This window comes from Gluconobacter sp. Dm-44, from assembly GCF_018256175.1.
In the GTDB taxonomy this organism is placed as follows: domain Bacteria; phylum Pseudomonadota; class Alphaproteobacteria; order Acetobacterales; family Acetobacteraceae; genus Gluconobacter; species Gluconobacter cadivus.
The window spans coordinates 23,546-43,584 of record NZ_JAERLZ010000016.1 but is presented as its reverse complement, the minus strand read 5'-3'; the positions used below and the strand labels follow the sequence as shown (position 1 = coordinate 43,584).

Below are 20,039 nucleotides of genomic sequence, written 5' to 3'. Positions count from 1 at the left end.
CACCCATCCCGCCCCCACAGACGCACAAACCGTCCCGGCAAATCCCGCACAGGCCTACCAGACAGCGATTTTCCCAACATCAGCGCACGAACAGCACGCAGAGGAAGCGTCACACGCCAAGACAGGGAGGCCTGAATCAAAGAAATCTGTCGAAGAAGCTGTTGATTTTCTCTTTGCAGCTCTTCTGCTCTCAACCCGTTCAGACGGGCCGCACTTCGATAGCTTTCAGTCAGTGAGTCGCGCGCGTCATCGCGCATTCCGTCAGGCTTTCAAAAAGGGCAGAAACACGAAAGGCCGGACCCTCGCGGACCCGGCCTTCCCGAACATTACAGCTCTGTCAGATGACAGAGACCGTAATCAGCTCAGGGTGAAGTCCGAAGCTTTCAGATCACTGATGCCCACGAACGTGATCTTGGAGTTGTCGGACAGTGCGATCGTGGAGTTACCACCAGCAACCGTAGCATTCGACAGGACGTTCGCCAGACCGTTGTTGTTCTGAAGGCCATACTGGTACAGAGCCATCAGGTTGCCGGCAGCGCTACCAAAGTCGGTGATCGTGTAATCACCACCGGCAGCACCCTTGTTCAGGGCGAACAGGTTTGCAGCACCCGAACCACCCGTGAGGGTCGCCGCGCCCGAACCACCAACCAGTGTGTCGGAAGCAGAACCACCGATGATGGTCTCGTTACCCTTGCCAGCGAAGGCGTGCAGCGTGCCATTGGAAGACGCGGCCGACACGGTCTCGTTGCCGTCACCACCAACAAACAGGTTGGTCGAGCTTGCAGAACCGCCAACCAGCAGCAGGTCGAGACCCGAAGCACCGAACAGTGTGGACGCACCGGCAGAAACGGTCGTTGCACCCGTGCCGTTCAGGAACGTGAGCGAGCCCGAAGCCGTGATGGAATTGGACGTACCACGGATCTGCCAGATGTCAGCAGAAGCCGAAATCGTGTCGTTCAGACCACCCGAAACGGTGCTGATAGCGCCGGTCGAGAAGTAGGTGCTGGAGCTGCCACCCGTGATGAAGCTGTTGTTGCCACCCGAAACGGTGTTGTGCGACGTCGTATCGTAAACCGTTGCGTTGGCGCCCAGCGTCACTACAGAGCTACCGCCGAGCAGCGTAACCGTATCCGTACCGGTCACGCCGTCGATGGTGTCCTGACCTTCGGAACGAACGACATTCGTCCCGCTGCCCAGAACGATTTTGTTGTTGCCCAAACCAGCGCTGATGGTGTTATTGCCGCTGGTGCCCGTAATGGTGTCGTTACCGTCACCCGTTGCAACGGTCCAGTTACCCGAAGAGCTTCCGCCATCGAACGTGTTGTTTCCAACACCGCCAACGAACGTACCGTTCTGGTTACCAGCCTTGAACGTGACACCGGCATAATCGCCAGCAAGAACACTGATATTGCTAGCCGTGCTACCCGAAACATCCAGGCTCACGGCAGAATTCAGCGTGTCCTGACCGGACTCGGAATAACTGCCAATGGAGATATACTGGGTGGTGCCACCAGAGACGGAGTAATTACCGCCCTGGCTGATCAGGCCATGGCCCGGATTGGTCCCCGTAGCCGAGTTACTACCGGCGACCAGGTCATAAGAATCAAGCCCGCCACTGGTGTGGAGGGTGGAAAGAGCAGTCTGGTACTGCTGCGCCAGCAGCTGGGTCTGCCCACCATTGACCGTGACCGCGAAGGTCTGGCCGGAGGCGCCAACGACTGTAGTAATGGTACCCATTACTGTGCACTCCTAAAAAAGGTTGCCTCGCACCGGCGGCCCTCGGACCACCCAAATGATCGAGCGACGAGTCTTGCACATACCAGAGCCGGATTGTCAAAAGCAATCAACTTTGCGCACGATACAAGGATTCATGATCCGACATTTACAGATTCGAAAGGCAGCGCCGACAAAGAGTTCTCCGTTTCCATTATATGAACACGGAAAAGAGTGGATCACCCAACTCTTCAATCAAATCCTTTTATATCGAAAAAGTTCCGTCAATGTTAATTTCATAAGAAATAAATATTAAGACACACGCTTCAATCCTTAGAAAAATGGCATGTCTCTATTTTCAAGACATACCACCTTCCGCAGAAAAACCGATCCTCACAGGCCTGCTCGTGAATTTTCCCAAACCGTCTTCTCCACCCCCTTCAACGACCGACCATTTTCTGGCGCGTCTGGCGCTTCTGCTGACATCAGAAAAGACTGATGATCCAATCTCTTCCAATCGACAGGATCTGATTGATCACATTCACTTGATCACTTGGTTGGTGATCATTCTAACCGAGGAAAAGGGTATCTCAGCTGCCCGGATCGACTATTCGCCATGCCTCTTCAGCCTGACGCAACAGAGTCTTCCTCTGTTTCTGGCAACATCGCTTCCGGCCAGCGATATCCGGATCGTGTCCCACGCACTTCAGAATGAGGCCCTCTCACCTCCCGTCCTGCTTCAGGTTACAGGAGAAACAGCAGGGAGCTCTTCTTCAGTTCCTGTCCTGCATTTCGGAGACCAACATTCCGAAGGATTCTTTGCGTTTACTCCAGAAAACGTCCTCACTCACGCAGGCGACTCCCCCTTTCTGGGCTTTCTTCTTTCCGACACTTCGGAAAGCAGGGATTACCGTCATGCCATCCAGCAGCTTCTTCGTAACAATCGTAAGACGCGTCTCCTGCGCGCTAAAATACACAGCGTGCAGCAGGATTCTCTGGAGAAAACACACCTCATTCAGGACCTGCGTGTTTCACTCCGGATGCTGTCCAACAAAAAGGCCGTGGCCCTTTCAGACACCCACTCGGAGGAAAAGAGCACCCCCCACCTCCCCGCTCCTTCCATTGAACCTTCCCCCGTCCCGGTCCCTCCTTTCTGGCTTCGGGTCTGCCGTCGCCTGAAACGCTCTCTTCTTCCACGGCCTGCCCCCATCGAGACTCCGAGTCAGGATTCCACAGCCGATGAAGACGTCATCGTCTCTCCTCCCACGTCTTTTTCTGTCTCCCGCATCCTGTTCATTGCGGGCGAGCCAAACACTCCCGGCGTTCTCTACCGCTGCGACCGAAATGCAGCAGCCGCCCGGGATGCAGGCTTCGACGCCAGAGTCCTGCCCTGTGCTTCAGTTGGCTATGACGACATCCACTGGGCGGACGTCATGGTGTTCTGGCGGGTTGAATATAGTGGTCATGTCAGTACGATTTTCGATCTCGCCAGATCTGAAAATGTCGTCACCATCTTTGACGCCGACGATATCGTCTTCGTACCGCATTATGCGCGCGTGGACCTGATTGATGGCATCCGCTCAATCGGCGCTACAGAAGAACAGATCGAGCGCTGCTTCTCGGACATGCGTCGCACTTTCCTGCGCTGCGATCAGGGCTCAACCACGACCGCGGAGCTGGTCTTTGCCATGCACAGTCTGCGCCCCGTCGTTCACCTGTTGCCCAATATTTATGATATGGCCTCGCTGAAACGGGCCCGGATAGCCCTGCGCATGCGTGGAGAGCCAGGACGCGTCAATGCCGGAGACGGACTGGTCCGCATCGGCTACGCCGCAGGCTCGCGGACACATCAGCGGGATTTCGCACCCATCTGTCCGCCCATCGCAGATATCCTGCATCAACGCCCACAAGCCCGGCTTGTGCTGTTTCGCGAACCCGAAACGCATCGCCCCATTCTGCTCGTAGAAGAATTTCCCAGCCTGATCCCCGTGCAGGACCAGATCGAATGGCGCGACATGGTGCCACTTGCAGAACTTCAGGACGAATTTGCGCGGTTCGACATCTCCATCGCACCGCTGGAAACAGGGAATGTCTTCTGCGAAGCCAAGAGCGAGATCAAGTTCTTCGAAGCCGCGCTGTCCGGTGCAGCAACAGTCGCATCCCCTACAGGCCCATTCCGGCGCGTTATCCATCACGGAGAAACCGGCTTTCTCGCCGATAGCCCGTCCGAATGGCACGACGCCCTGCTAGAACTGATCGACAACCCTGAACGGCGCGTCCGGATGGCGCGGGATGCCTATCATTCCATTCTCTGGCCCTTCGGTCCGCAGGCTCAGGCCCAGCGAATGAAACTCGCACTCACCTCCCTGAACGGGGACGACGCAGCGGCCCGCTCTGCCGAGACACATCTGGCCAGAGATCGCCTTGCCCCGCCAGACCTGCCCGTCATCCCCGCCAGCCAGACCATTTTCCATCACGACGCCTTGGGAGAAGCCCCGGTCACGGTCGTCATCACCTCCTATAATTACGAGGCACATCTTCTGGACGCACTGGTGTCCGTCGCGGCCCAGACGCTGCCCGTGCTGGATCTGATTGTCGTGGACGACGGATCTTCCGACGGTTCGCTCGCTCTGGCCACAACATGGATGGAACGACACCGCGAACGCTTCAATCGCCTGATCCTGCGCCAGTCTCTCACGAATGCCGGACTGGGCGGCGCACGAAATATCGGCATGGATGCAGCCGAAACGGTCCATGTCATGCAACTCGATGCCGACAACACCCTGCGTCCCGAAGCCTGTGAAACACTTCTGGAGTCCATGAATAACGGCACCGCCTATGCCTATCCGCTTATCGCCTGTTTCAACGAAAACGGTCCGGTCCTGATGGACATGACTGCTGACACCCACCACCAGCCCGGCACCCCGGAACTTCTGGGAGACCTACCCTTCAACCCGCTCTCCCTCGTTTCCGGAAACCGCATCGACGCGATGGCCATGGTCACGAAATGGGCCTGGGCCGCTGTCGGCGGCTACTATGTTTCACGTGAAGCAATGGGCTGGGAGGACTTCGATCTGTGGTGCTCCATGGCAGAGCGCGGACTGCCCGGCCATCACGTCCCACAAATTCTGGCTGACTACCGCCAGCATGAGACATCCATGACAAATGCCTCGACTGAAAAAGACGCTCACAAAGCCCGCGTCGTGGCCTTCGTTCAGGCACGCCATCCGTGGATCCGCCTCAGCGCCGAACAGGCAAAACCCCGGAAAAACTGAGGCTCTTCCAGACCGGTTACAAAAAAACCCGCTCCTGGAAAGCTCCGGAAGCGGGTTTTTCATAACCTGAAAGCTCGAGCCGGGCTCCCAGAAAGAAGCTCGATACGCCCCAATCAGAACGGTGCGTCGATATCCACAACGTCGATCAGCTTGTGATTGACGAATTCCTTGATGCCCAGACCGATCAGCTCGCGGCCATAACCCGAACGGGCCACGCCACCGAACGGCAGATCTGCCTTCACCATCGTCGGATGGTTGATATAGACCATGCCCGTATAGATCTGCTCGGCAACCTTCACGCCGCGCGCGGTATCCTTCGTGAAGACCGAACCACCCAGACCAAACGGCGAGTCATTGGCAATGCGAATGGCGTCCGCATCGTCCTTGGCACGATAGAGCTGCGTAACCGGACCAAAGAACTCCCACAGGCGAGCTTCATTGTTCTCATGCAGATTGGTCATCAGCAGCGGCTGGAAGAACGCACCCTTTTCCGGAACGGACGGGCCAATCGCCTCAACAACAGCGCCATGCTTCTTGGCTTCCTCAACCTGCGCCTTCAGATCGTCCGCAGCCTTCTGCGACGACAGCGGTGCCAGCGTGGTGGACGCATCCATCGGATCGCCAGCCTTCAGCTTAAGAACTTCTGCTTTGTACAGCTCAAGGAAACGATCATAGACGGCATCCGCCACGATCAGACGCTTGGCGGACACACAGACCTGTCCGGCATTCCAGTGACGACCGAAAGCGGCCCATTTCGCGGTCTTCTCCAGATCCGCATCGTCCAGAACGACGAAAGCATCGGAACCGCCCAGCTCCATCGTGGACTTCTTCAGGGCCTGTGCTGCAATCCCGGCAACAATAGCGCCTGCGCCTTCGGACCCCGTAAGCGCCACGCCACAGACGCGCGGATCCTTGAGGATCGTCTCGGTGTGATGACGGGCAGCATACAGATTGCGGAAACCACCCTTCGGCAGCCCGGCTTCCTTCATCAGATCATCGAACGCAGCCGCGCACTGCGGAACGTTGGATGCGTGCTTGAGAATGACCGTGTTACCAGCAGAGAGCTGCGGCGCGATAATGCGGGCGATCTGGTAGAACGGGAAGTTCCATGGCTCGATCGCAAAAACAATGCCCTGCGGCTGATGGATCAGAACGGCGTCGCCCGAGTTCGGGTCCGCAACCGGCAGCTTCTCGGACTTGAGAAGCTCTTCGGCATGCTTGGCATAATATTCGAAGATTTCAGCCGACAGGATCGTCTCGGCCTTCGCTTCGGCGTAAATTTTGCCCATTTCCAGCGTCAGAAGACGGGAATACTTATCGATATCACGACGAAGGATATTGGCGGCGGCGGTCATGATCTTCGCACGCTCGGCGAAGGACGTGTGGCGCCAGCTCTTGAACGCATCATAGGCTTCGGTCAGCGCGGTCTGGACTTCCTGATCGGTGGCATCCGGGAAAGTCTTGAGCGTCTCACCGGTATAAGGGTTGATCGTAGCATAAGCCATGATGAGTCATATTCCTGTAAGGTGACGTGTTTGAGACATATTGGCACGAATGCCAAAAGACAAAACCCCCTAACAATCATTCCTCCCAAAAGTTCACAGAGCTGTGTTCATTTCGGGGAGATTATCCCATAACTCCTCAAGCCAGGCCGTTGCGGTCCCATCAGAGGGCGCGCGCCAGTCTCCCCGTGGCGAGAGAGACCCTCCCGCTACAAGCTTCGGACCATTGGGCATGGCCGACCGCTTGAATTGGCTCGTCCCGAAAAACCGCCGCAGAAAAACTTCCAGCCAGTGCCTGATTTCCGCCAGATCGTATGAGATTTTTCGGTCTTCGGGATAATGCGCGGGCCAGTCTCCTCGAGAAACATCACCCCAGGCGACCTCTGCCAGAAACGCGATCCGTGACGGACGGAACCCATAACGCAGGATGTAAAAGAGCGTAAAATCCTGAATCGGGTACGGCCCGATCGTCTGTTCCGTACTCTGCACACCCTGCCCGGTATCGGGAACCAGTTCGGGGGTGATCTCCGCACTGACGATCCGCTCCAGAACCGGCCCAACCCCTTCGCCCAGTTTTCCCTCACGCGCCAGCCAGCGGATGACATGCTGGATCAGCGTCTTCGGCATCCCGGCATTGACATTGTAATGAGACATCTGGTCCCCCACGCCGTAAGTACACCACCCCAGCGCCAATTCCGACAGATCGCCGGTCCCGATCACAATTCCATTGCGGTAATTGGCGATCCGGAACAGGAAATCGGTCCGCAACCCCGCCTGCACGTTCTCGAACGTGATGTCATGAACCGGCTTCCCTTCCGCAAAGGGATGGCCGATTCCCGCCAGCATGGTCTGCGCCGTGGGCCGGATATCCAGCTCGTTCACTTCAACACCGAGCGCCTTCATGAGCGCATGAGCCAGAGAGCGGCTTTCACTTCCCGTCGCAAATCCGGGCATCGTGTAGGCCAGAACATGCGTCCGCGGCCAGCCAAGCTCATCCGCCGCCCGCACCGCCACAAGCAGCGCAAGCGTACTGTCCAGTCCGCCTGACACCCCAATCACAGCCCGCTGCACGCCACTGGCCTGCAATCGCCGCCGCAACGCACTGACCTGAATGGTCCAGCCCTCGTAACAGTCCCGCGCCAACGTACGCGCATCGGACGGCACAAACGGAAACCGCACAACGTCCCGTTTGAGCCCCAGATCCGTCATCGGAGGCTGGAGCATGAACCCGACAGTCCGGAACTCCTGCCCCGCCTGTCCGAACTGCCCCGTCCGCATCCGCTCCTGCCGCAACAGATCCAGATCCACATCCGCCACAACCAGCCGCTCGCCCTGCGGAAAACGGTCCGACTGCGCCAGAAGCCGCCCGCCCTCATGAAGTGAAACCTGACCGTCCCACGCCAGATCCGTCGTGGATTCTCCCTCGCCTGCCGCCGCATAAGCATAGGCCGTCAGCGTCCGCATGGATTGCGCCTGACACAGCAAAGACCGGTCATCCGTCCGCCCGATCGTCACGGGAGAGGCGGACGGATTGAGAATGACCGTCGCGCCCGCTTCCGCCAGCTTTCCACTCGGCGGAGACGCCACCCACAGATCTTCACAGATTTCCACGCCGAGCGTCAGCCCACGAACATCCTCCGCCTGAAACAGCAGATCCGCACCGAACGGCACATCCTCCCCAAACAGGCGAATGCTCCCCGTAGTCCGAAGCCCGGACGTGAAGTGCCGGGGCTCGTAGAACTCCCTATAGCGCGGCAGATGCGATTTCGGCACCACACCCAGAACCCGCCCCCGGTGCACAACCGCCGCACAATTATAGAGCAGACCGTCCCGCACCAGCGGCACCCCCACCACCGCAACGGACAACAAATCCCGCGATCCCGCGACAACACGCCGAAGCGCCTCAAGCGTTCCGTCCAGAACCACGTCCTGAAACCGCAGATCATCCAGCGTGTAGCCCGTCAGCCCCAGTTCAGGGAAAACCACCGCCGCCACACCCTGCCGGTCACAGTCCCGCAAAACGCCCAACGTCCGCTCCGCGTTTTTCAGCGGATCAGCAAGCGTCACCGGCAGCGTACAGGCTGCGATCCGTGCAAACCCCTGATGATACAAAGAGCGGAACAGGGTCATGGCGATCCTCCGGTGGCGGCTTTACGAACAACAGGAGTCCAGCACCCGGCTCCCACACAAAACGGATGTTGCGAAAATGAACCCATTCATCCCGCCGCCGTTCACCTTTTCAAACCCCGCTTCTCCGTCGGAGGGCGCGACTGACAAAGGAGACATCTCATGGACCTGCTACGCTGGACCATTGCCTTCCTGATCCTGGCCCTGTTTGCTGCGGTGCTGGGCTTTGGCGGAATTTCGGCAGACTTTGCCTATATCGGCAAGATCCTTTTCTTCATTTTCCTGGTGCTGCTGGTCATCAGCCTCATCTTCGGCCGCGGACGCGGCACACGCCTCTGAGCACAGCTCTCAGCGTCGGGAGCGTCCCATACGGACGCTCCCGATCAGGGCAATAACAAAAACCGCGACAGCATACAGACCACCCAGCTCCGTCATGGAAACGGGCAGCCCGAACAGATAATCCGGCGAATCACATGGCTTGTTCGGCCGGGCGGGCATCGCCGCCATCCAGTCCTTGAAACTACCTCCGTGAAAAGACGGGGCACGGCATTCAGGCGCGGGACTTGGCCAGAACTTGTGTTCCACACCTGCATGCAGCACGGCCAGACCAATGCTGGTCATAAGGCATAAAAGCCCGGCAAAAACCATATATCGCGCATAACGCCTCGGAAGCAGAGCTGTGACAACGCCAATCCCGATCAGCACCCACCACGGACGCCGCTCCCACAGACAAAGCTCGCAGGGCGCGAGCTTCAGCCATTGTTCGGCAAACCAGACAACCCCAAGCGCCACCGCTCCGGCCAGAACATAAAAGCCACCCAACGCAGTCGTGGAAACGGGGCGGCGTGGTCTGTTCATGGGCACGAACGGATTTCCTCCAGACTATCAAGGAACTGCTTGGACCAGCTTCCTGCGGTATTGCGGGAAACTTCCTCATACATCGCCGACCATGCCGCATGACGAGCCTTGACGTCCATGGTCAGGCCAATATGTAGCGCATCCGCCATGCCTTCGGCATCCAGCGGATTGATCAGCAGCGCCTCAGGCATTTCCGGAGCCGCTCCCGCAAACCGCGACAACACCAGAACGCCGGGATCTTCCTCGTCCTGAGCCGCAATGAACTCCTTGGCCACCAGATTCATGCCATCGCGCAACGGCGTGACAAACCCCACATCCGCCATCCGGTACAGACCCGCTAGAATATCGCGCCCGATCGGCCAGGTCGTATAGCGGATCGGCACCCAGTCCGGCGTGCCATAAGCACCATTGATCGTCCCGACCAGCCCGTCCAGTTCTTCCTTGAGCAGCCGGTAACTTTCCACGCCACCCCGTGATACCGGCGTGACCTGAAGGAACGTCACCTGCCCGCGATGCTCGGGATAGTTTTTCAGAAGAGCCTCGAATCCCTTCATCCGCTCCGGCAAACCTTTGGAATAATCCAGCCGGTCCACCCCGATAATCAGCCGCGTCCCTTCCAGCGTATCGACGATCTTCACGACCTCGTCCGAGACCGCGCTTTCAATCGCCTGCTGGCGGAAACTCACAGGATCAATCCCGATCGGTACAGCCTTCACAGCAGCTTTCAGCCCATAGGCCTCGAAGCACCCTCTGAGATTGGCCTCGTCCTCGACCGTCTGAACACCAATCAGATCACAGGCCGCCAGACCGGTCAGCAGCATGTCGAGCTTGGGCAAAAGCCGCGCCACGCTCCAAGGCGGGAACGGAATATGCAGGAAAAATCCAATGCGTCCCGTCACCCCCCTGTCACGCAGCATCTGGCCCAGCGGGAACAGATGATAGTCATGGATCCAGATCGTATCACCCGGCTCCAGCAGTGCGATCAACCGATCCGCAAAAACCCGGTTCGCCTCGTAATAGACGTCGCAGTCCTCGCGCGTGTAGCGGATCAGATTGGTGCGGTAATGACACAAGGGCCAGAGCACACCATTGGAAAAATTCAGATAGAACCGGTCATGCTGCTTCTGCGTCAGGTCGAACGTCACATAATTGACATTCCCAACCTGCTCGCGCTGGACAGGACGATCAGCCGCATCCGCATGCTGATGACCCGACCATCCAACCCAGACAGTCTCACGCGTCTGGACAGCATCATACAGGCCAACCGTCAGCCCGCCCGCAGGCTGTGTCCGCTCCCCTGGAGCGGGTGTGCGGTTCGATACAATGATCAGGCGCCCCATCCGCGTCCCTCCGAAAGCTCGTGCAGCCAGCGCCGAAACGTGGCCGCATCTGGAAAATCATCAGGAATGAGCCAGCCCGCACCACCCATCTGGCGCGCAACCCTCACCCCATCCCGGTCTGTGACATCATCGCCGGCAAACAGCGGAAGACGCCCCCTGAAAGGCGGCTCCGCCATCAGTTCCTCAAGCGCCTTGCCCTTGTCGATTCCCAGAGGCCGAAGCTCGATGGCCATCTGCGCGTCCTGAAGATGAAACCCGTGGCTTTCCACGGGCCAGACCGACGTCAGATCCCGAAACGCCGATTCCGCCTCGGGAGCTTGGCGATAATGCAGCACCATTCCAGCTTTTTTGTGTTCAATGCTGGCCCCGGGATACCGAGCAGCAAGTTCCATGCTTTTCTCGGTCCAGTCAGACGGCACCAGAGGCAGCGCACGCTGGCGCACATCCTGATCCGGCGCCGGGCGCACCGCAACACCATGTTCCCCTGCCACAGCATAAGGAATCCCCGGAAGAAAATAATCAATCTGGGCAATGGGGCGTCCCGTGATGATCGCCAGCGCACCATCGAGCATCTCGCGCAGCCGCAGCAGATCGACCGTCAGCCCTTCTGGGACACGCACGCCTTCAGGAGTAGGAGCGATATCGACAAGGGTTCCGTCGAAATCAAGCAGCAGAGCCGCCCGGGACGGAGAAAAGGGAACCTGAATCATGAAGCTGTCATTTCTTCCTGTTTCTGGGTCATTCCGCCCCATCCAACCTTATTCGAGACCGGGATCGGCCTGAGGAGGCGGTAACGGCTGCCCCGACGATTGCGCTGGCGCAGCCGGAGCAAGAGACGGTACCGCACCGGAGGTCGGTGCGAGCGGAATGGGATTATGACTGTCCGGAGCAAGCGGTACAGGACCACCTGAGGGGGAGCCGGGCGGGGATGCCGGAGCATCGCCGCCTTCTTCCACCGGAACCTCCGCACCGGCGAGCACGGGAGCCTTCACCACAGGCAGAGGACCCGCCTGCGGTGCCGTCGGCACACCCGCACACGACACAACGCGCACATCGTACAAAGGGCTGCCATAAGTTGCGACAGAAGGTTCCTGCGCCAGCATCCACCCGTCAAAAGATGGCCGCTGAGGATCGCTGCTGTCCTTCAGATGCAGCAGAACACCAGCATCCGTCGCCAGCGTCTGCGGCCGGGTCACACAGGCCTCGACTGCAACAGCAAGACTGCGATAGGTCGCACTCCCGCCAACCGGAACCGTCAGAAGCTCCAGATGACCGTCCAGTCGATCCAGCACACGCAGAACCGCCTGTGACTGGCCTTGCCAGGTCGCAGCCGGATACATGGCCGGAGGCGCGACACCCACCGCAGCCTGCGCTGCACCGGACACCAAAAACCCTGCCGCGCCACACAGCAATGCGACACCCACATACCGCTTCATCATGACGGTTTTCCCCCGGAGCGCTCCTGCAAAGGATTTTTCAGATCCGACAGCATGGCCTGAAACGTCTGCAACATCGCCTGTGGCGCAACCCCCATCAGAACCCCGTCTTCAAAAGCATCCTGAAGAGCCTGACGCAGTTCCGCATCGTTCTCGCGCAGGATCTGCACTTTCTCCACGCAGGACACAGGGTTCCCCTCATGGTCGACCCACAGAAAAGCACCCTCACGCGCCTGCGTCATGGCTCAGGGCTCGTCCGACAGACTGCCCGCAGCCGGCTTGGACGCAGCAGCTTTCTGGCTCTTCTGCAAAGAATCCGTCACGGAGAAGATGAACTTGCTCAGAAGCTGCTCCAGACTGATGGAGCCCTGAGTTTCCGTCATGACACCGCCGGGCTTTACCAGCGAATCCGCCCCACCCGGAGACAGCGCGATATATTTGCCGCCCAACAGACTGTCAGACGTCACGATCGCAGCGGAATCCGTGGGCAGCTTCACATCGGGCGCCAGCGTGAACGTCACCTGCGCCTGAAACGTCTTCGGATCGACCGTCGTGCCGGTCACATGCCCGACGGTAATTCCGGCCAGACGCACATCCGACCCCACATTCAGCCCGTCAATCTGACTGAACGAGGCATGAACCGGATAGCCTCCGTCATTGCCCTGATGATGCCCGACCATCGCCGCCACCAGAAGTCCCGCAAGGCAGACAAGGACTGCGAACCCGGCCAGAAGCTCCAGCCGGTCATGGCGGACCGTAACAGCGGTCATGACAATACCCTCGTGAAAATCATCCTTCCTGCACTACCCGACTCCGCTTCCCACGTCCAATCCCCCCGCAGAAATCGTTCCGATCAGGCGTAGGAAAAATGTTATCCCCCATATCCCCATGTTCCCACCCATTAGCGCCCATCTAGAGGCCCTTTTCCGGCTTACGGGCCAACCGGCGCAGGGCGTAGATTTACGTCATGACAGCTCGCCTTCACTGGACCGGCGTTCGCATGAGGACGCTTCAGGTCATGACCGACCCCGACGACAGCGCCATGCGCTCCGTCACCCTTCCCGCTGCCTGGGATGACGAGGCCGCGCAGGCCCTTGCGCGCATCACCCTGAACGGCGGGCCGGTCAGACTGGCCGCGGAAGCCGCGCGCTGGGTGGACACGATCGACGCGTGCCCGCCTCTGCCCGGCACCCCGGCGAACACCCCCGCTCCGGGGCGTAGCCTGTCCTATCTTCTGCTGATGCAGCAGATGGCACCCAATACGGCGCTGTGGCAGTGCCAGCCGGACGAAGCGCCGGGTTTCACCATCCGCCTGTCCAGCTTCGTGCAGGATTCCGGATTCGCCACGGAACATTTCGTCGCCTGCCTGCGTCTGGCATGCGACGCCCTGCGCCGCCTTCATGCCGCGACACGGATTGAACGCACTGGCGAGCTGCCCTTGTTTGATCTGCCTGCGAAGCCTGAAGACGAAGCTGCAGGCCTGGTCCTGCTGACCGATCTGGACGCCTGCCTGGCGGCCCTCGGCCTCGACTATGACAGCGACGACGCCCGGAATGCGGCCCGCGCCCTGTCAGCACTCGCCACCACGGTTGCCCGCGCCGGAACGAAACTGCCGCCGCCCGCCATCCCGGAATCCCCGCTGACAGACCTGCGCGCCGCCGCCGCTTCGGCCTACAACACGGACGATGGTCGGCACTTCTGCCCGATCGAAACCGGCTTTTCTTCTCCCGGTCCGACCGAGGGCCTTCTGGGCGTGGAGACCTGCGGCCTCGCCCCGGCCTTCTCCCCTCTGCGCGAAGACGGACATCTGCGCGCCTCCACGCTGGCCCGACTAGCCTGCCGCGGCCTGACGCCCGAATCCGCACTGGCACTGGCGCTGGCGGGCGAAACCCCGCTGCCGTCCGTTCGCCCCGAAGCACAGGGCGCCATGCATGCGGCCCTCAAAAACGCCGTGGATTTCCTGCCCGCCGTTCCCGAACCTGATCTCGCCGACCTTCAGGCCAGACTGGCCCGCGGCGTGCGTCGTCCGCTTCCGATGCGCCAGACCGGCTTCACCCAGCGTGCCGCAGTGGGAGGGCACAGCCTCTTCATGCGCACCAGCGAGTTCGAAGACGGAACGCTCGGCGAAATCAGCATCACCCCGCCCCGCGAAAGCCCCATGGCCCGTGGCCTGATGGACTGCCTGGGTCATGCCGTCAGCATCGGCCTGCAATATGGCGCCCCATTGGAATCCTTCGTGGAGCGATTCGCTTATACGCGCTTCGGCCCCGCAGGCACCGTGGAAGGCGATCCCTCCACCGCCTATGCGACCTCAATGCTGGATTATGCCTTCCGCACACTGTCGGACGCCTATCTGGGTCAGCCCATGCCCGACGCCCCGCGCCTTGAACCCAGTTCGGAAGACCCCGCCCCCATGCTTCCGTTCGGACGCAGCTCCGGCGAAATTCCGGAATGGAAAGACCGGGGACGGCGGCTAAAACTGGTCAGCTAGGACAAAAACGGGTTTCAGAGGCTCGGGCGAGCAGAATACATTGACAGTCAACGGACTCGCCGGTAGCTAGCGCCTGCGCTGAGAAGGAATCCGGTTGAATGACCGGGTGAAAACGATGCGTACAGGGTAAGGGATCAGATCTCATGGGACACGCCCCTGCCGGTAACGACGGAAACTTCGACGAACGCCTCAAGCGCGCCCGTCAGAAGCTCGATCCCCGCTCAGGGGAATTCGCCGTAACCGATGCGGGCAATGATGAAAGTTCCATGTCATCCCTTGGACTGGCGATCCGCGTGGGAACCGACCTTGTGGCCGGGCTCGCGGTCGGTGTAGCCATAGGCTACGCCTTGGGTCACTGGTTCGGGTACAGGGCTTTGTTCCTGTCCGTCTTCGCCCTGGTGGGATGTGGTGCCGGCATGTTGAATGTCTGGCGGGTTTTGAAGGATTCGGACATGGTGTCCGGACCGAAAGATGACGGGAGAAGCCAGCGTGGCAGCCGGATCGACGATTGACGCGCTCGGACAGTTCGAGCTCCATCCGGTTCTCGGGCATCTGGGAGAAGCCCTGCGGTTCTCGCAGTCACCGCTGTTCATGCTGATCGCCGTCGCCATCGTTCTCGTCTTTCTGTATGTCGGAATGCGTCCTGCCGCCGTTGTGCCGGGTCGCCTTCAGGCCGCTGCCGAGATCAGCTACGACTTCGTGCATGACCTCGCCGTCAGCACGATCGGCGAAAACGGCGCAACGTTCTTCCCGTTCGTCTTCGCGATCTTCTTCTTCATTCTGGCCGGCAACTACCTCGGTCTGCTGCCCTTCGCCTTCACGTACACCAGCCATATCGCTGTGACCTTCGGTCTGGCCATCATGGTGTTCGTCATCTCGATCCTTGCTTCCATCCGTTTTCAGGGTGTCGGCTTCCTCAAGCACTTCCTGCCCGCTGGAACGCCTGTCTGGCTTGCTCCGCTGCTGGTGCCGATCGAGCTCATTTCTTTCCTTTCGCGTCCGGTCAGCCTGTCGATCCGACTTTTCGCCAACATGGTGGCGGGTCACGTGCTTCTGGAAGTGTTTGCCGGCTTCACGATCATGCTCGCCGGTCTGGGCGCATTCGGCCATGTTCTGGCCATCGCCCCGATCGCGATCAACATCGCGCTGACGGCCCTCGAACTGCTGGTGGGTGTGCTGCAGGCCTATGTGTTCGCCATCCTCACCTGCATCTATCTGCGTGAGGCCGTCGCTCACTGAGCCACACCAGCTTCGCACTAACCCTTTAATCGACCCAACAAGGAACCTGACAATGGACGTTCAAGCCGCTCACGAATTCGGCATCAGCATCGCCCAGGCCGCCCGTGACCTCGGTGCCGGTATTGCCGTTTTCGCCCTCGCCGGCGTCGGCATGGGTCTCGGCAACATCTTCTCCACGCTGATCAGCTCGGTTGCCCGCAACCCGGCTTCGCGTCCGCATGTCTTCGGCATCGGCATGCTGGGCTTCGCGCTGACGGAAGCCGTCGCGCTGTTCGCCCTGCTGATCGCGTTCCTGATCCTGTTCGCCTGAGGTCGAACATGTACCGTACGCCACGCCTCTTCCTGTTCGCCGCTCCGCTTGCGGCCGTGCCGGGCCGTGCCGTGGCTGCGGGCATGCCACAGCTGAACTTTCACGATCCGCTGCTGATCGGACAGGTCGTCTGGGGAGCCGTTATTTTCGGCGGCTTCTATCTCGGCCTGAGCCGCTTCGCACTGCCGCGTGTCGAACGGGTCCTGACCAACCGTCGGACCCGCATCCAGAGCGATCTGGATGTTGCCCGCAAGGCAAAAGCCGAGGCTGACCGCGCCAGCGCGGAACTCCTCAGCGCCCGTCATGAAGCAGCCGAGCAGGCCCGCGCCCATGTGGAGCGGATCCAGAGCGAAGCCCGCGCCAGCGCGGATGCTCACGCTGCGGAAACGGCCAAGCGTCTCGAAGCCGAGATCGCAAACGCCGAGACCCGAATCACCCAGTCCCGTGAACAGGCCCTGTCCAGCCTGTCCGAGATCGCTACCAGCACCACACAGGATCTGGTTGCGCGTCTGATCGGCACGCAGGACGAACAGACTGTCGCCAGCGCCGTCAAACGCGTCAGCGCCTAAGGAGACGATGATGTTCCACGATCCCCGGTTCTGGACCGCCCTCGCCTTCGTCCTGTTCTTCGTCATTTTCGGGCGCAAGCTCTGGATCGCCATCACCGGCCATCTGGACGCCCGCGCTGAAAGCGTACGCCACGACCTCGACGAAGCAGCCCGCCTGCGTCGCGAAGCCGAGCAGATGCTGGAAGATGCCACCCGCGAGCGTGAAAAGACCTTGGCCGAAACACAGGCCATGCTTGCACGCTCCGAGGCCGAAGCCGCCGGTCTGGCAGAACGCGCCCGCAAGGACGCCGAAGCCGCCGCAGCCCGCTACGAGAAAATGGCGCAGGATCGGATTCACGCAGCCGAACGCTCGGCCATCCGTGAAATTCAGGATCGCGCTGCCCAGATCGCAGTCGCCGCAGCCCGAGACGTCGTGTCGACCCGCCTGACGGAAAGCCCCGACATCGCATCAAGCCTGCTCGACCAGAGCATCAACAGCCTGCCGGAAGCCCTTCGGCGCTCCGCTGCCTGATCCGATGCCCACCTCCACGGTGCAAGGTTCCTTTCATGACGACGGACAGCCCACAAGGCTTTCCGTCGTCATGGCCGTTCTGAACGAGGCGGATAACATCCTCCCCGTCTGTCAGGAACTGGCCGAAACCTTCGGTGCCGACTCTTCAATAGAAATTCTGGCCATTGACGACGGCAGCACAGACGCCACCGTCAAAAAGCTTCTGGAAGCCCGGCAAACGCTGCTGCCCCGCCTACGCATCATCAGCCATCCGAAGCGCCTCGGAAAATCAGCCGCCCTCCGGACCGGCATTACTGCTGCCAACGGGCAGTGGATCGCCACCATTGACGGCGACGGGCAGGATGACCCTTCCGCCATTCTGACAATGCTGGAGCGTGCAACATCGACGCAAGGTGCACCGCCTCTGGTGGTGGGCGTCCGGCGCAAGCGCAATGACCGTCTGTCCCGCCGGATCGCCACGCGCTTCGCAAACGGGTTGCGCCGTCGCCTCCTGAACGACGGCTGCCCCGATACAGGCGCACCGCTCAAGCTCTTCCCGCGCGACCTCTTTCTAAAAATCCCACAGTTTGAAGGCGTCCACCGCTTCCTACCCGCCCTGCTGGGACATTACGGCGCGCCTCTGATCTGCATCGAAGTCCAGCATCGCGCCAGACTGCATGGCAGCTCGAAATATACCAATTTCAACCGGGCTCTCGTGGGAATCCGTGACCTTCTGGGCGTCATGTGGCTCCAGAACCGCACGCACCTGCCCGATCACCTGACCGAACACTGAAACCGTCACCGGGTCCCGCTGCCGCGGTTCCCTGCCGCACGTCCGGCCTGACAGAACGGCGCGGAGAGTGCCCATGACCCTGAAACTCCGGCATTATGCTTTTCTGGGGCTTCTGGCCTTTCTGCTCGCCCTACCAGGCCGCACGACACTTCCGCCGCTTGATCGGGACGAACCGCGCTACATGGAAGCATCGGAACAGATGCTCCTCTCGCACAACTTCATCGACGTCCGCTTTCAGGACAAGCCACGCTATCTGCAACCGGCCGGAATCTACTGGCTGGAAGCAGCCTCAACAGCAGCAGCAGAAAAAATCTTCGGTCCTTCCGTTCTACGCAAAACCTGGCCGTACCGGATTCCAAGCCTGCTCGCCGCAGCGACGATCATACCGTTAACAGCCTGGATCGGCGCGACCCTCTTCGGAGGTCCCACCGGCCTGATGGCCGCTGGCCTGTTAATGGTCTCTACCCTGTTCGTCGCCGAAAGCCATATGGCGACCATCGACACCGTCCTGCTGCTCGACATCCTCTGCATTCAGGCCGCGCTTTTATGCGCCTTTACAGATCGGCAGAAAAATCGCCCAACGCATCTCCGGGTGGCCATTGCCTACTGGCTCGCTCTGGGTGTGGGCCTCATGCTCAAGGGCCCCGTCGTCCTCATTCCGGGATTCGGTACCCCGCTGGCCCTGTGGCTGATGGAGCGCGACCGGTCATGGTGGTCTCGTCTTCGCCCCCGCTGGGGCTGGCTCATCATGCTTGCCGTCGTCGTTCCCTGGTGCGTCGCCATTGAAGTCATCAGCGGCGGAGACTTCTTTGCCCGCGCGGTCGGGCGTAACTTTCTTGGCAAGGTGGCTCATGGTCAGGAAGCCCACGGGCTTCCCCCCGGCTTTCACCTTCTGGTCTTCGGACTGGCCTTCTGGCCCGGATCGCTTTTCGCCGCCCTCGCCATCCCGTCCGTCTGGAAGAACAGAAAACTGCCACAGGTCCGCTTCCTGTTGAGCTGGATTCTTCCCCACTGGCTGGTGTTCGAACTGATCGCGACCAAACTCCCCCACTACGTCCTGCCAACCTATCCGGCGATTGCCATTCTCACCGCAGCCAGTCTGATGCTCTGGCCCATTCCCAAAACCCCGCGATGGGCCAAAGCCCTGCTTGGTGCTTACGGCGTCTTGTGGACGATTATCGGTCTCGCGTTCTGTTTCGCTGGGAGTGTCGCGCTCTATAGCCTTGAACATAAAGTCTCTCCCTCAGCCCTTATCGCGCTGGGTGGCGCCCTGCCATTGATGCTCGGCGCCGTCGTAATGCTGCTGAAACAGGAGCGCAAACAGGCCGCCTTCTGCGCCATGGGCGCCGCCGTCATCGCTCATGCAGGTCTCTTTCTGGGGGTTATCCCTAACCTACAGACTATCCGTCTCAGCCCCAGAATCGCTGACCTTTTCGAGAATGTTCGCCCTTGCACGAACAGCATCCTCGTGTCTTCATCTTATTCAGAACCAAGTCTTGTCTTTCTTGCGGGTCCCAACACCCAACTTATCGGGCCAGCAGCCGCCGCAGAGTATCTACACGACCATCCACAATGTAGTCTGGCGTTGATTGATCGCCGCGATGAGGCCGCGTTTAATAAAGCCTTAACCAAATATGGCCTCGATAGTGTTGAATATGGTCGCCTCCAAGGCGTCAATTATTCAAACGGGCACCATCTTGATTTAGGGCTTTTTGCGCCTCGATAAACCCGCACATTCTAAAATTCAGACGGCACTGGAGAAAATACGGGATCTTAATGGCACGTCTCGCGTATCATGGTACTGGAGCTTTTCATGCCTTACACTCCGATATTTGATGAGAAAAAATCATCTGGACTAAGTCTTTGAAGGCGACAGTTTTTATTCTAGGATTGAAA

The 20,039-nt window shown here is 59.8% G+C and carries 20 protein-coding genes; 10 read left to right on the top strand and 10 right to left on the bottom strand.

The window, feature by feature from the left end:
* On the bottom strand, positions 1 to 257 hold a 257-nt coding region (locus tag JK213_RS13980), incomplete at its 3' end, for a hypothetical protein (protein ID WP_211571756.1).
* Between the two features lie 100 nt (positions 258 to 357).
* Positions 358 to 1,737, bottom strand: coding sequence for a calcium-binding protein (locus tag JK213_RS13975; RefSeq protein WP_194262950.1), 1,380 nt, complete (start codon positions 1,735 to 1,737; stop codon positions 358 to 360).
* A gap of 383 nt (positions 1,738 to 2,120) precedes the next feature.
* Here JK213_RS13975 and JK213_RS13970 point away from each other — a divergent pair, with 383 nt between their 5' ends.
* Entirely contained in the window at positions 2,121 to 4,988 is a 2,868-nt protein-coding gene (locus tag JK213_RS13970; RefSeq protein ID WP_322783059.1) for a glycosyltransferase, read from the top strand.
* A 113-nt stretch (positions 4,989 to 5,101) separates the two neighbouring features.
* Here the strand turns inward: JK213_RS13970 and JK213_RS13965 are convergent, their stop codons facing one another.
* Both JK213_RS13965 and JK213_RS13960 read right to left on the bottom strand, forming a co-directional pair.
* On the bottom strand, positions 5,102 to 6,493 hold the full coding sequence (locus JK213_RS13965; protein ID WP_062107043.1) for an NAD-dependent succinate-semialdehyde dehydrogenase: 1,392 nt from the start codon (positions 6,491 to 6,493) through the stop codon (positions 5,102 to 5,104).
* A 93-nt stretch (positions 6,494 to 6,586) separates the two neighbouring features.
* On the bottom strand, positions 6,587 to 8,620 hold the full coding sequence (locus JK213_RS13960; protein ID WP_194262953.1) for an NAD(+) synthase: 2,034 nt from the start codon (positions 8,618 to 8,620) through the stop codon (positions 6,587 to 6,589).
* A 165-nt stretch (positions 8,621 to 8,785) separates the two neighbouring features.
* Here JK213_RS13960 and JK213_RS13955 point away from each other — a divergent pair, with 165 nt between their 5' ends.
* The gene (locus tag JK213_RS13955) at positions 8,786 to 8,956 is read left to right on the top strand and encodes a DUF1328 domain-containing protein (RefSeq protein WP_198945444.1); all 171 of its coding nucleotides are present in this window, start codon (positions 8,786 to 8,788) and stop codon (positions 8,954 to 8,956) included.
* A gap of 9 nt (positions 8,957 to 8,965) precedes the next feature.
* Here JK213_RS13955 and JK213_RS13950 read toward each other — a convergent pair whose 3' ends face one another.
* The 6 genes from JK213_RS13950 to mlaD are packed head-to-tail and all read right to left on the bottom strand — an operon-like array spanning position 8,966 to position 13,021.
* Complete coding sequence (locus tag JK213_RS13950) at positions 8,966 to 9,475, bottom strand: disulfide bond formation protein B (RefSeq protein WP_194262954.1); 510 nt, start codon at positions 9,473 to 9,475, stop codon at positions 8,966 to 8,968.
* On the bottom strand, positions 9,472 to 10,815 hold the full coding sequence (locus JK213_RS13945; RefSeq protein WP_194262955.1) for a trehalose-6-phosphate synthase: 1,344 nt from the start codon (positions 10,813 to 10,815) through the stop codon (positions 9,472 to 9,474). The genes JK213_RS13950 and JK213_RS13945 overlap by 4 nt, the downstream gene beginning before the upstream one ends.
* Positions 10,803 to 11,525, bottom strand: a complete 723-nt coding sequence (otsB, locus tag JK213_RS13940; RefSeq protein WP_211571754.1) for a trehalose-phosphatase — start codon at positions 11,523 to 11,525, stop codon at positions 10,803 to 10,805. Before otsB ends, JK213_RS13945 begins: the two co-directional genes overlap by 13 nt.
* A 48-nt stretch (positions 11,526 to 11,573) precedes the next feature.
* Entirely contained in the window at positions 11,574 to 12,254 is a 681-nt protein-coding gene (locus JK213_RS13935) for a DUF2155 domain-containing protein (protein WP_194262957.1), read from the bottom strand.
* Positions 12,251 to 12,493, bottom strand: coding sequence for a hypothetical protein (locus JK213_RS13930; RefSeq protein ID WP_194262958.1), 243 nt, complete (start codon positions 12,491 to 12,493; stop codon positions 12,251 to 12,253). Before JK213_RS13930 ends, JK213_RS13935 begins: the two co-directional genes overlap by 4 nt.
* A 3-nt stretch (positions 12,494 to 12,496) precedes the next feature.
* On the bottom strand, positions 12,497 to 13,021 hold the full coding sequence (mlaD, locus tag JK213_RS13925) for an outer membrane lipid asymmetry maintenance protein MlaD (RefSeq protein ID WP_062030554.1): 525 nt from the start codon (positions 13,019 to 13,021) through the stop codon (positions 12,497 to 12,499).
* A 197-nt stretch (positions 13,022 to 13,218) separates the two neighbouring features.
* Between mlaD and JK213_RS13920 the strand changes: the two genes are divergently transcribed.
* The 8 genes from JK213_RS13920 (at position 13,219) to JK213_RS13885 (ending at position 19,869) form a co-directional block, all read left to right on the top strand.
* Positions 13,219 to 14,742 (top strand): vitamin B12-dependent ribonucleotide reductase, encoded by a 1,524-nt coding sequence (locus JK213_RS13920; RefSeq protein WP_194262959.1) that lies wholly within the window; start codon positions 13,219 to 13,221, stop codon positions 14,740 to 14,742.
* A gap of 143 nt (positions 14,743 to 14,885) precedes the next feature.
* On the top strand, positions 14,886 to 15,254 hold the full coding sequence (locus tag JK213_RS13915) for an AtpZ/AtpI family protein (RefSeq protein WP_194262960.1): 369 nt from the start codon (positions 14,886 to 14,888) through the stop codon (positions 15,252 to 15,254).
* Positions 15,232 to 15,981 (top strand): F0F1 ATP synthase subunit A, encoded by a 750-nt coding sequence (locus JK213_RS13910; RefSeq protein WP_099287307.1) that lies wholly within the window; start codon positions 15,232 to 15,234, stop codon positions 15,979 to 15,981. The genes JK213_RS13915 and JK213_RS13910 overlap by 23 nt, the downstream gene beginning before the upstream one ends.
* An 82-nt stretch (positions 15,982 to 16,063) precedes the next feature.
* Entirely contained in the window at positions 16,064 to 16,291 is a 228-nt protein-coding gene (locus JK213_RS13905; protein ID WP_024717170.1) for an ATP synthase subunit C family protein, read from the top strand.
* 8 nt (positions 16,292 to 16,299) lie between these two features.
* A complete protein-coding gene (locus JK213_RS13900) occupies positions 16,300 to 16,860 on the top strand; it encodes a hypothetical protein (protein ID WP_194262961.1) in 561 nt (186 codons plus the stop codon).
* A gap of 10 nt (positions 16,861 to 16,870) precedes the next feature.
* Positions 16,871 to 17,371 carry a F0F1 ATP synthase subunit B gene (locus JK213_RS13895; protein WP_194263005.1) on the top strand — a complete coding sequence of 167 codons (501 nt, stop codon included), beginning with the start codon at positions 16,871 to 16,873 and terminating at the stop codon, positions 17,369 to 17,371.
* 4 nt (positions 17,372 to 17,375) lie between these two features.
* Positions 17,376 to 18,143 carry a glycosyltransferase family 2 protein gene (locus JK213_RS13890; RefSeq protein WP_194262962.1) on the top strand — a complete coding sequence of 256 codons (768 nt, stop codon included), beginning with the start codon at positions 17,376 to 17,378 and terminating at the stop codon, positions 18,141 to 18,143.
* 73 nt (positions 18,144 to 18,216) lie between these two features.
* Entirely contained in the window at positions 18,217 to 19,869 is a 1,653-nt protein-coding gene (locus JK213_RS13885) for a glycosyltransferase family 39 protein (RefSeq protein ID WP_194262963.1), read from the top strand.
* The last annotated feature ends 170 nt before the right edge of the window (positions 19,870 to 20,039 follow it).